Source organism: Pantoea sp. WEP, from assembly GCF_041678305.1.
In the GTDB taxonomy this organism is placed as follows: domain Bacteria; phylum Pseudomonadota; class Gammaproteobacteria; order Enterobacterales; family Enterobacteriaceae; genus Pantoea; species Pantoea dispersa.
Genome location: NZ_JBGNXB010000001.1, coordinates 1,348,627 through 1,361,005 on the forward strand (window position 1 = coordinate 1,348,627; position 12,379 = coordinate 1,361,005).

The window sequence follows — 12,379 nt, forward strand, 5'->3', positions numbered from 1 at the left end:
GTGATGAAGGATGAAAGCAGTGATACGCGAGGGCGATACCCTGCGGGAGTACGGTGGGAAAGTGCTGGGCGGGCATTATCTTTGCTTCGGGAAAGGGATCGCCTGTAAAGGCGATGCAGTGAAGTGCAATAAACATGGCATCACGGTCATCAGCGAAGGCAGTTCGTTATCGGAAGTGGACGGACAGCCGGTGGCGCTGCATGGTCATCGTTGTGCCTGTGGCTGCACGCTGGTGAGCTCTTTTCCCGATTGCGGCATTGAGCTGTGAGGCCATTACCGGAGTATCCACCCTACCGGGTGGCGCGCCCCCCTGACGGCAAGCGATGGCTGTCAGCGGGGGTGCTGATGGTGTTGCTGTGCGGGGGAGGCGGCGCGCTGCTTCATCCTGCCGGGAGCGCTGCCGGACTGGTGATAAAAGGAATGGCTGGAGCGGTGATTCTGATGGGCGTGCTCTGGTTAATACGTTTGCTGTATTACCGGACGTCGGCCCATAACGCCCGGTATTACAAACAACTGGTTGAGCAGCAGCAGCAGGCCTGGTGGCAGCGGCATCAGCACCGTTTCGCGCTTAGTGAAATGGTGCTGCTGGGCCCTGCCGGGACCGATACGCCACACTGGTTGCGGCTGCTAAAGCGGGAGCATCGGGTTCCTGAGATAAAAAATGAGTCGAGCGGGAAAGCGCTGCGTATCGGTCGAACGCTGGTCGATACGTTGGCTGATCGCGAGGCTTTGCTGGCAAAAATGCTGGTGCTGCAATGGCGGACGCAGCGCGCAGATTCCTCTCTGCCACACTTATGGCGCTGCTACTGGCAGGGTTCTCTGGATGCCTGGCATGCATTCTGTAGCCAAATGCAGGTTTCATTTCCGGACGTGGCGCTTCCTGAAAAACCGGAGACATGGCAAGGCGAAGAGACGTTGTCTGCACTTGCCGCAACGGCTCAAACGCTCCCTGAAACAGAGGCCATTCTGGTCGCCGGGTGTCATTCGATAGCTGCCTCGTTTAATTCTGCGCAGCCTGCCGGTGAGTCCGCTGCACTGTGTCTGGTCGCGCAGAAAGGGCTGGTCAGTCTCACCCGCGGGGAAGTTTACGATATCGCCGGGAAAGAGGTTTTAACCGCAGTCTGCGAACGAGCGGAGCAGCAAAGCGACCTCGAAACGCCGCATGACACCTGCATGCTGTTCTCACAGCCGGCGCTGCCCGCCCTGGCGCAAAGCGGCTGGAATGTGACCCATCACGTTCAGGACCTCAACTGGGGGAACCCCGGTGATATGGAAATGCTTATCGTGCTGATTCTGGCGGCTCTTTACGCAAAAAATTATCAACAACCCTGCGGCTGGATAGCCAAAGATCCTCTACATACTCTCGCTCTTGGAATTATTAAACCTTATGGTGAAGGAAAATAAACCCGCTGAATTTTCGGTGTTTGCCACGGCGGTGTTGTTTGTTGCTACTGTCACGCTACTTGTGCTGGCAGGTGGGTTACTGTGGTGGTATTGGGGGGAAGGTCTCTCCACGGAATGGGACGTGATACGTCGAATCATGACGGCCTGTTTTGTTGTCTGGGGAGTGTCGCTCTGCTTACTGGTGCTGGGGTTTATCGCTTTTCATTTAATGATTCGGGAAAAAGTGATGGGAGAGGCTTCTTCCAGACCGGTCAAAAAGAAAAGAACGCTCCGTCTGCCGCTCAGGGCGGACATCAGCAACCATCTCCGTCGTCGTTATAGCCTCTTCTGGCGAAGTAAAGTCCGCCTGCTGTTAGTCACAGGCGATGAAAACGCCATCGCTCAGTTGGTGCCCAATCTGCAAGCCCGCCAGTGGCTGGAAGGCAACCGCACGGTCTTGATTTATGGCGGCAGTCTGACTGCTGAGCCCGATAAGGAAAAATACACCGCGCTGCGTAAACTGCGCCGCGGGCGCCCGCTGGACGGGATTGTCCGCGTCATGCCGCAGTCGTTTAATCTGGCTCCGCAAATCAGTGACAACGATTTACGCGGCCTGGAAAAAATCAGCGAACTGCTGCGCTATTCCGCCCCGGTTTATTTGTGGCAGCTGTGCGACAGCGCCTGGTCGCAGGCAAAACGTACTGAACAGACGGTAGGGGCTACTTTTCCCCTGCGTGCTGAGCCTGACGATATTTGTCGTCAGCTTGAACGGATGCTGTCGGACCTGCGTACGCAGGGGGTGAGCCAGGTCGCTGAGAACAACGGCCACGACTTCCTGCTGCGCCTGGGTCAGCACCTCAAAGACGGCGGTATCGCCTGCTGGGCTCAGCAACTGGTGCCATGGCTGACAGCCTCCCAGCAGCGCGTTCCGCTGCGTGGTCTGATGTTCAGCCTGCCGGACAGGCACTCAATTCATCCGACAGAGGAAACAGCCGACGCAGAGAAATATATCCCGCAATCACAGCGCCATGCACTGACTTTGCCGGTGACCTGGCAGGGTATCGTGGACGACTGTACCCGTGTTCGTGGCCGCCGTGTCGGTATGGCGTGGGAACAGACGCTTGCCTGGACGCTGATGGCCATCATGGGTATCTGGGGCGCGGGAACGCTGCTGTCGTTCGCGGTCAACCGTCAGCAGATCGTTTCTGTTGCTGCGCAGGCCCATGCCCTGGTGGAGCATCCTGCGGTATCGGATGAACAACTGACGGCGCTGCATACGCTGCGTAATCATGCCGGCCGCCTGAAGCACCGTATTCAGGAAGGCGCTCCCTGGTATCAGCGTTTTGGCCTGGACCATAATCCGCAGCTGCTTGAGGCATTGCTGCCCTGGTATGGCGTGGCGGACAACCGCCTGATCCGCGATCCGGCCAGTGCTGCGCTGACAAAAAAACTCAATGCGCTGGTGAATTCCGAACCGAACAGCGATCGGCGCGCTCAGCTGGCGACGCTGGGCTATGACCAGCTGAAGGCCTGGCTGATGATGGCGCGTCCGGATAAAGCCGACGGTGCGTATTACGCCCAGACCATGAAAGCCGTGCAGCCGACGCGAAAGGGCATGTCAACCGGTCTGTGGCAAAGCCTGGCGCCGGATTTGTGGGCTTTCTACATCAACGAACTGCCCGGGCAACCACAGTGGAAAATCACCCCGGATGCGCAGCTGGTGAGCCAGAGCCGCCAGGTTTTGTTGCAACAGATTGGCCGGCGTAACGCCGAAAGCACGCTGTATGAAAACATGCTCACATCGGTGCGGCGTAACTTTGCCGATGTGTCCCTGGAAGACATGACCAGCGGTACTGATGCCCGCCGCCTGTTCACCACTGATGAAGCGGTACCGGGCATGTTCACCCGTCAGGCGTGGGAGGGCGGTATTCAGCAGGCTATCGAAAAGGCCGCCAACTCTCGCCGGGATGAAATTGACTGGGTGCTGAGTGACAGCCGGAAAGCGGTCTCCTCAGATCTGTCGCCGGAGGCCCTGAAAGCACGTCTGACGCAACGTTACTTCACCGACTTTGCCGGTAGCTGGCTGAGCTTTCTTAATAGTTTGCGACTTAACCCTGCGAACAACATCGCAGACGTTACCGACCAGCTGACGCTGATGAGCGATGTCCGCCAGTCGCCACTGATTGCCCTGATGAATACGATTGCCTGGCAGGGGCAGACCGGCCAGCACAGCGAAAGTCTGTCGGATTCCATTATCAAATCGGCTAAAGATCTCGTAAGTAGACAGGACAAACCAGCGATTGACCAGCCTGCATCAGGGCCTCAGGGCCCGCTGGATGACACCTTTGGCCCACTGCTTCAGCTTTTAGGTAAAAACAAAGGCAGCAACGTTATGTCGGCGGACACGTCACTGAGTCTGCAGACGTATCTGACCCGCATCACCCGCGTGCGCCTGCGCCTGCAGCAGGTGGCCAGCGCCTCTGATCCGCAGGCAATGATGCAGACTCTGGCGCAGACCGTGTTCCAGGGCAAAAGTGTGGATCTTACCGACACTCAGCAGTACGGCAGTCTGATTTCGGCAAGCCTGGGCGAAGAGTGGAGTGGTTTTGGCAGCACGATGTTTGTCCAGCCTCTGACTCAGGCCTGGGAGACCGTGCTTCAGCCGTCGGCGGCGAGCCTGAATGATAAATGGAGCCGCTCGGTTGTCGCCAACTGGCAAACTGCCTTTGACGGACGTTTCCCGTTTGCCGCCAGCAAAAGTGATGCCTCTTTACCCATGCTGGCTGAATTTGTGCGCAAGGACAGCGGGCGTATCGAGCGCTTCCTGACCACAGAGCTCAACGGGGTGCTGCACAAAGAGGGCAGCCAGTGGGTGCCGGATAAGGTCAACAGCCAGGGGCTGAGCTTCAACCCGGCCTTGCTGCGGGCGATTAATCAGCTGAGCCAACTGTCAGACATTCTGTTCACCGATGGCAGCCAGGGCATCAGCTTTGAGCTGCAGGCGCGTCCTGTACCGCAGGTAGTGGAGACCCAGTTGATTATTGATGGACAAAAGCTGCACTACTTCAACCAGATGGCCGACTGGCAGAGCTTCCGCTGGCCGGGTGACACTTACAAGCCGGGGACGATGCTGACCTGGACCTCGGTCAACGCTGGTGCGCGTTTGTTCGGGGATTACAGCGGGACCTGGGGCTTTATTCGCTGGCTGGACCAGGGCAAACGCCAGCAGCTTGACCGCAGCCAGTGGATGATGAGCTTTACTGCCCCGGACGGTCGCACTTTGCAGTGGGTGCTGCGCTCACAACTCGGGAAAGGTCCGCTGGCGTTGCTGGATCTGCGCGGTTTCACGCTGCCGGATCAGATATTCAGTGTCGACAGCGCGGCCACCGCGCAGGCGCTGATGGCTAACACCGCAAACAGTGACATGGAGGAGGTCGAAGAATGAGCACACTGCAGAATCTGGTCACAGCCTGTCAGGCTGACGAAACTCAGCTGCGGCAACAGGCGCAGGCACGCACGGAAAACTGGCAGTCCTGGCTTGCGCCGTTAAGCGATACCCGTCCGACCGGTGAAGACCCGGGCTATGATGATGATTTTCAGCGTATCCGCGAAGAGGTCAATAAGCTCTCCGGCATTGATACCGGGTTGATTTGTACGCTTGCCGAAAAACTGCTGACCACTGCGGCCAAAGATATCCGCGTTGCGACTTATTACTGCTGGGCGCGCCTGCACCAGGACGGTGAAGCCGGTTTTGCCGAAGGACTTGAGCTGCTGGCGGGATTGCTACAGCGCTATGGCACGCAGCTTCATCCTCAGCGCGAGCGGAGCCGTAAACCGGCGCTGGAGTGGCTCGCAGGCTCCCGTGTTCTGGACAGCCTGTCACTCTGGCCGGAAGTGATTCGCGACGATGCACTGCGCACTGCCGGTGCGCTGCTGCTGTTGCGCGACAGTCTGGACACAGAGCCGGAAGCGTCGCGGCCAGAGCTGAATGCCCTGTACAGCGCGCTGGAATCCCGCCTGATGAAGGCCGGTGGTGTGGATGCCGTGGTACCGCAGAATGCAGGTGATAAGGCTCCGTCACAGATCTCCACGCCTGTGACGGAGCCAGATGCGCCAGTGCTGAGCCGCATCACCTCCGGTCAGGATTTATTGGCCCAGGCCCGCACCCTGACCGGATATCTGCGTGAGCAACCCGATGGCTGGCTTGCCGCACACCGGCTGATGAAAAGCCTGCGTCATGACACGTTGCACAGCATTCCTGCTCCGGATGCACAAGGCAAAACCCGTATAGATCCGCCGCGCGCAGACCAGCGTGCCATGCTCAAACGTCTGTATCTGCAGCAGAGCTGGGGAGAAATACTGGAGCAGGCAGACAGCGCCTTTTCGCGTGGCGCTAATCACCTCTGGCTGGATTTGCAGTGGTATATCCATCAGGCGCTGATGAAATCGGGGCAGGAGGTGCTTGCCGGGATCATCGCCGCCGACCTGAAAGGATTACTGCGTCGCCTTACCGGGCTTGAAACTATGGCCTTTAATGACGGTACGCCGTTTGCCGATGAAGTGACGCTAAACTGGATAAACCAGAGCGTACTGGACGACATCTCCGGCTGGCGGGATGAGCCGGTCAGCGCCGCCAGCACGGATGACAACGATATTCTGGCGCTTGAGCCGGAAGCGCTGGATAAAGCGGACACTGACGGTCTGGACGCCACACTCCACTGGCTACAGACACGCCCGGGCACCGACTCGACAAAAGACAGATGGTTGCTGCGTTTGCTGATGGCCCGCGTGGCCGAGCAGAAGGGCAAAAATGAACTGGCCCTGCATCTGCTGGGAGAGCTCGACAGTGCCGCACAGTCCATCACCCTCACACAGTGGACACCGGCACTGTTGTTTGAAGTGAAATCCCGGCGCCTCAGACTACTACGCATGAAAGCCACACGCAGTGAAACCGATAAATCACGGTTACAGCCAGAGATGGACCAGCTTCTGGCGGGTTTGATTGCGCTCGATCCGGCCAGCAGCGCGGTGCTTTGCGGCTAAAACATCAGGCATACCTTTCAAACACACATATTCAGGTTTTTATGGATGATTTAACCCTGCGTTACTACGACGCTGAAATGCGCTACCTGCTGGAAGCCGGTGAAGAGTTTGCCCGTGCTCACCCCGAGCAGGCGGCAATGCTCAATCTCGATAAAGCGGGGGCGCGCGACCCGTACGTGGAGCGGCTGTTCGAGGGCTTTGCCTTCCTGATGGGCCGGCTGCGCGAGAAGCTCGATGATGACTTGCCCGAATTAACCGAAGGGCTGGTCAGCCTGCTGTGGCCACATTACCTGCGTACCATTCCGTCCATGTCGGTGGTGGAATTCACCCCTGACTGGCGCGAGATGAAAGAGCCGATGCGCATCGTCAAAGGTTTTGAGGTGAACTCGCGGCCGATCGGCGAGAAGGGCACGCGCTGCCGGTATACCACCACCAAAGAGATGACTCTTCAACCGTTGTCGCTGGAACATGCCCGTCTGTCGACTGACCCTGACGGGCGTTCGGTTATCAATCTGCGTTTTCACTGCAGTGACCTCGCTGACTGGACGCGCATCGACCTCAGCTGTATTCCGCTGTATTTCAACGCCGACGCGCCGCTGGCCTGTGCCATGCATGAAGCCTTCACCATGAATGTCGCCCGCCTGTGGCTGCGCTTACCGGGTGACATGGACAGAAGACCGCTCGACGGGTATTTCACCGCGCTGGGCTTTGGCGATAACGACGACCTGTGGCCGAAGGGCAGCAGCAGTTTCAGCGGCTATCAGCTGTTGCTGGAGTATTTCACCTTCCGCGAGAAATTCATGTTCACGGGCCTGCGTGGGCTGGAGACCGTGGTCTTTCCGGCTGAGCTCTCCTGGTTTGAAATCGACGTGGTGCTGGCGGAGCGCTGGGAACATGACTTCAGCTTTACCGAAAAGCATCTGCGCCTGAACTGTGTGCCGGTGATTAACCTGTTCCCGCTGGAATCTGATCCGCTGACGCTTAACTCTCTGCAGACCGAATACATGCTGCGCCCGATGCGCGTGCAGGATGGTCATACTGAGATTTATGCGGTGGATTCGGTGATGTCATCCAGCCAGCATATCTACGTACCGTTTTCGAGCTTTCGCCACAAAGGCGGCATGATGCGCCATCAGGCCCCGGAATATTACTACCACACGCGCGTGCGTCGCGGTCCGTCCGGACTGCATAACACCTGGCTTATCCTCGGCGGTGAAGCGTTTGATAACCACACGGTGCCGGAAGACGAAAGCCTGTCGCTGACGCTCACCGGCACCAACGGCCAGCTGCCACGACGTGCTCTGCAGAGCACGGTGCTTGATACGGTGATGAAAACCACCTCAGCCAGTATCGCCGTGCGTAACCTGTGTGCGCCGACACTACCCTGTTATCCACCGGCGCAGGACCGTTTCCACTGGCGCGTGCTGAGCCATCTCGGCAGCGGATTTCTGTCGATGATGGACAATGCCGACGTGCTGCGCGGCACCCTGGCGCTGTACGAATGGACCGACAGTGAGATGAACCGCCGTCGGCTGGAAGCCATCATTGACGTGAAGCACAGCGAAACCGAGCGTTTCGAACAGGGCTATCTGGTACGTGGTGTGCAGATTGAGGTGACGCTGGACAGCCACGGCTTTGCCGGGCGCGGCGACATCTGTCTGTTCGGCGAGATGCTGAGCCGTTTCTTTGCGCTGTATACCGATATCTATCTGTTCAACCGCCTGATTATCATCCTGCAACCGACCGGAGAGCGCCTGGAATGGGAAGAGAAGCACAACCGCCGCATTCCCGGCTGACCCCGCGGCTGGAAGCCGACCTTCACCGCATCAACTTTTACCGCTTATGCCAGCTGCTGGAGAAGCGTAATCCTGGCAGGCCGCCGATGGGCTCGACCAGCCACCCGGCGGATGACCCGGTGCGGTTTGCGCCACATCCGGGGATGGGATTTCCGTCCAGCGAAATAAAGACTGTCGAATATGACGAGGAGGATGACAGCAAGCCACCGCTCATCCGCACGACCTTTATGGGGATGTATGGTGTCGATTCTCCTTTGCCCACAGCGTACCTTGATGACATCACCCAGCGCCGCGAAGGGCACGAAGCGCTGCAGGGTTTTCTGGATATCTTCAGCCACCGTATCCTGACGCAGTTTTACCGTGTCTGGCGTAAATACTCCTACCCGGCCACATTTGAGCCCGGCGGTACTGACGCTATCTCGCAGTCACTGCTGGGTCTGGTGGGACTGGGGATACCGGGCACCGCAGAGCACATCGCCACCCCGGTATCCCGATTTCTGGCGCTGCTGGGTGTGCTGCAGCAGCCAGGTAAAACCCAGGAGGGAATACAGGCCCTGGTGAGCCTGCTGGCACCCGACACGACGGTGCAGGTGAGCCCGTATTGCCTGCGACCAGTGGCAGTCAGCCAGCCGCTGGGCTTTTACGGCGATGACGATTTTCTGCTGAATGGCAACACACCGCTGGGTGAAGAGGCGATGGATGCCAACAGCCAGCTGTTGATTGCTCTGTCCACCGATAACGAGCAGGAATCACAGGGCTGGAAACCGGACGGCCTGCTGTATCAGGACTTTCTGGTGATGCTGCGGGTGTATCTCGGCTGGCGCTTTAAAGCAAAAATCACCCTGACCACCCGAACCCGCCTGCTGGTTGCGCCGCCGCTCGGCGAAGGCCCATTCTGGCTGGGGATGAATGGCGTACTGGGCGCGCAAGATGAAGATCTCCCGGAGGATATTCCGCAGACCTTTACCACGGAACTGGGTTATTACGCCGGGCTGGAGCCTGCATCATCACAACAAGGAAACCGACGTGTTACGTACAAGTTTGATTAAATCCGCATGCTGGCTACCTGCGCTACTGGCGTTCAGCCTGACGGGGTGTGGGGTGACGCAGGGTATCACCGATGGCACCAAATCGGCATTTAACGCCGTGTTTTACAAAAAGATTAAGGTGCTGCACCTGGATTTCACCGCCCGTGAGGCGCTGAACACCGATTCCCGTGAAAGTAATTCGCTGTCTGAGCCGGTGGTTATTCGGGTCTGGCAGCTGAAAGACCGTAAAACCTTCGACAAAACGGTCTATCAGCAGCTACTCCGGGATGGCGACACGATCCTGAAAGCCGATCTGCTGGCGACCCGGGATGTGGTGGTAAAACCTGGCGGTGACGCGAACCTCGATATGCCAATGGAAGAAGATGCGCAGTTTGTCGCCGTGGCAGGGCTGTTCCGCCATCCGGATAGAGTTAACAACACCTGGAAGCTGGTGATAGGGCGTGAAGACCTTGACCCGGATAAGCCGCGCATTCTGGAAGCCGGTAACAATCATCTGACACTGCAACCGCTCAAGGACGACTGATGCCCCAGGGACATAACACACCTTCGCTGTACGAAATGCTCACCGGCAACTTCACCGGCGGCCTGGCCCTCGATCAGGTCAGCGAACAAAATCAGGTGATTTTGTCCGTACTCGACAATATGCAGCGCATCCTCAACTGCCGCGCCGGCACGCTGGCGCATCTGCAGGACTATGGTCTGCCCGATATGAGCAAAATCCTGCAGGGCATGCCGGGCACTGCCCATGAGCTGATTGGCACCCTGTCTGCTGTTCTGCTCAGGTATGAGCCGCGCCTGAAAAGCATCAGAGTGGTGCTGCTGGAGCAGGCGCAGCCCGGCGAATTGCGCTACGCGATTGATGCGGAACTGAAGGGATTCGGTCTGGTGCGGTACGGCACTGAGTTTATGCCGGAGGGGCGCGTTCTGTTGCGGCATCTCAGGCAGCAGCAATATCTTGATGGTAAAGCGCAAATCTAAGCGGCATTATTACGAACGAGGCTGAATAATAAAATAACACATGGATTTGAATATGAAAAAATTGATACCGCTGTTGGTTTTTAGCTTATTAGTGACTCTGCAGGCAGAGGCGGCCAGAGGCAGAAAACCCTGTTCTGGTGCAAAGGGTGGTATTGCACACTGTACCTCAGATGGACGTTTTGTTTGTAATGACGGAAGTCTGAGTCAGTCGAAGAAATTTTGCTCCAGGTTTGATTCGTCAGAAAACACGCAGCAGGTAAAATCACCGCTTAACAGCGGCAAAACGCAGACCAAAAAGATCGTTACATCAAAGAAACAGCCACAGTCCGTGACTCAGCATCAGGATCAGACCGAATTGCAACCACGAAAACCAACCTGCGCTCCGCTTTATATGGCCAGCCAACCCGGCTACACGCATTTACCTATTTGCGTCGGTAATCAATATTAATTAAGGCGGGTAAGGGGGGGCGGTAAAGAAATATTTGCATCGTTCATCACTCAGAACAGGCAAAAAAACAGACTGCATAATTAATTATCCTCCCACGCTGTAAATACCTCACAGGGACAATAAGTCATGAATGACATGCCTGCCCGTCGGATTAAAACCGGCAGCGACCCGCGTAAGCTGCCGGATTATGCTGCTCTGCGTGAAGAGCTGAGCAAATTGACCCATCCGGCACGGCCGGATATAGACTGGATTTACGTTGAACAACACTGCCTTTCTCTGTTCGAACAAAACGGAGTGGAGTTGCAGACTGCGGCCTGGTACACGCTTGCCCGCATGCAGTTGGCCGGCCTGGTTGGATTGAATGAAGGTCTGGCGCTACTGGAAGCGCTGGTGAGCCATCAGTGGGGAGCGCTGTGGCCGCAACCGATCCACGCGCGCATGGACATTCTCACCAGCCTGAGCCAGCGCGTGCAGCAGCAGATGCGCACCCTTTCCCTGAATTATGGCGATCTGAGTCAGCTTTATCGTGCTGAACAACTGCTTACCCGCCTGGGGACCGTATTACAGCGGCTGAAGCTTAAACATCTTAGCCAGCTTGATACATTGCGTGCTCTGATGCACAACAGTGCCGCCAGGCTGGAAAGCCGTGACGATACGACCAGCGACATCTTGCCCGGCACCACGATAGATACCGGGGCGATATCCGCACATCCGCATGAAACGAAAACCCCGCATAGCGCCAGATGGGTTTATGTCGCGCAGCAGCAACATCAGCCGAAGATAAAGGTGCAGACAGCGGCGCTGGCCCGTCGTAATAAGTGGCAATTTTTCAGTGCCGGGATGTTTACCATGCTGCTTATCAGCGTGGTCGCGGTGGGCGGCTGGCAATATCTGAACCGGCCCGATCCACTGCAGGCTCAGCTCGTGGCATCGCTGGCTCCTGTGCCCGCCACTCTCACGCCACAGCAGCGGGATGTGCTGCGGCAGCGGACGTCCTTAGCGCCAGCTTTGCTTGCCGACACTCAGCAGCAGTTATCTCGTCTGGAGCAACTCGCGCCCGACTGGAATATTGCGTATGGCCAGCAGCTGGTGGAGCAGGCGCAGGCGCTGTGGCCGGAACAGGCGGGTTCTTTATCAGCACGGTGGCTGCATCAGCTTGAGGCCAGCACGTTGCCAGCGCAAAACCTTGCGGCCTGGCATCAGGGGATGATGAAGCTGGCGCAGTTAAGCGAGCGTCTGAATGGACTGGATGAGCAAAAAGGCAAATACATCACAGTGAGTGAACTGAAGTCCTCAGTATTTGGCATGATGACCCGTTTTCAGCAGGCTGAGCCCATCGAGGAACAATTGCGGCAAATTCACTCGCTACCAGCCAGTGCGCCCCAGCGGCAACAGCTTATCCGCCAGCTTGAACAGCACCTGCGATCGCAGGTTTACACCTTGTGGCAGATGAAAAACAGCATTGGGGTGGCAGAGGGAGAGGAGCAATAAACGAAGCGGTTATGCAAAGCAGAAGGGCTGTTACTGGTGTCCCCTGCAGGAATCGAACCTGCAACTAGCCCTTAGGAGGGGCTCGTTATATCCATTTAACTAAGGAGACGTGCGGCGCGCAGTATAGCGCACCGTGCAGGGGATTTTAACCGTGGGCCGCCTGTTTGCTCAAAGTGTCAGCAATCAGGCGG

General features: G+C 57.4%; 10 protein-coding genes and 1 tRNA gene. 10 read left to right on the forward strand and 1 reads right to left on the reverse strand.

Annotated elements, in window-relative coordinates; genetic code table 11:
- Positions 1-10: 10 nt before the first annotated feature.
- From ABVR31_RS06175 to ABVR31_RS06220, 10 genes are all read left to right on the forward strand, one after another.
- Complete coding sequence (locus ABVR31_RS06175) at positions 11-268, forward strand: PAAR domain-containing protein (RefSeq protein ID WP_059009080.1); 258 nt, start codon at positions 11-13, stop codon at positions 266-268.
- A gap of 77 nt (positions 269-345) precedes the next feature.
- Entirely contained in the window at positions 346-1,404 is a 1,059-nt protein-coding gene (locus tag ABVR31_RS06180) for a hypothetical protein (RefSeq protein WP_372772115.1), read from the forward strand.
- A complete protein-coding gene (locus ABVR31_RS06185; RefSeq protein ID WP_372772117.1) occupies positions 1,388-4,828 on the forward strand; it encodes an ImcF-related family protein in 3,441 nt (1,146 codons plus the stop codon). The genes ABVR31_RS06180 and ABVR31_RS06185 overlap by 17 nt, the downstream gene beginning before the upstream one ends.
- Entirely contained in the window at positions 4,825-6,426 is a 1,602-nt protein-coding gene (tssA, locus tag ABVR31_RS06190) for a type VI secretion system protein TssA (RefSeq protein ID WP_058758396.1), read from the forward strand. The genes ABVR31_RS06185 and tssA overlap by 4 nt, the downstream gene beginning before the upstream one ends.
- A gap of 41 nt (positions 6,427-6,467) precedes the next feature.
- Positions 6,468-8,222, forward strand: a complete 1,755-nt coding sequence (tssF, locus tag ABVR31_RS06195; protein WP_372772119.1) for a type VI secretion system baseplate subunit TssF — start codon at positions 6,468-6,470, stop codon at positions 8,220-8,222.
- The gene (tssG, locus tag ABVR31_RS06200) at positions 8,186-9,271 is read left to right on the forward strand and encodes a type VI secretion system baseplate subunit TssG (protein ID WP_372772121.1); all 1,086 of its coding nucleotides are present in this window, start codon (positions 8,186-8,188) and stop codon (positions 9,269-9,271) included. Before tssF ends, tssG begins: the two co-directional genes overlap by 37 nt.
- On the forward strand, positions 9,249-9,794 hold the full coding sequence (gene tssJ / locus ABVR31_RS06205) for a type VI secretion system lipoprotein TssJ (protein WP_127834381.1): 546 nt from the start codon (positions 9,249-9,251) through the stop codon (positions 9,792-9,794). Before tssG ends, tssJ begins: the two co-directional genes overlap by 23 nt.
- A complete protein-coding gene (tssE, locus tag ABVR31_RS06210; protein WP_372772123.1) occupies positions 9,794-10,249 on the forward strand; it encodes a type VI secretion system baseplate subunit TssE in 456 nt (151 codons plus the stop codon). Before tssJ ends, tssE begins: the two co-directional genes overlap by 1 nt.
- A 52-nt stretch (positions 10,250-10,301) precedes the next feature.
- Entirely contained in the window at positions 10,302-10,697 is a 396-nt protein-coding gene (locus ABVR31_RS06215; protein WP_372772125.1) for a hypothetical protein, read from the forward strand.
- A 126-nt stretch (positions 10,698-10,823) separates the two neighbouring features.
- Positions 10,824-12,188 carry a VasL domain-containing protein gene (locus ABVR31_RS06220; RefSeq protein ID WP_372772127.1) on the forward strand — a complete coding sequence of 455 codons (1,365 nt, stop codon included), beginning with the start codon at positions 10,824-10,826 and terminating at the stop codon, positions 12,186-12,188.
- 34 nt (positions 12,189-12,222) lie between these two features.
- Here the strand turns inward: ABVR31_RS06220 and ABVR31_RS06225 are convergent.
- Positions 12,223-12,297, reverse strand: a tRNA-Arg gene (locus ABVR31_RS06225).
- Positions 12,298-12,379 lie beyond the last annotated feature (82 nt).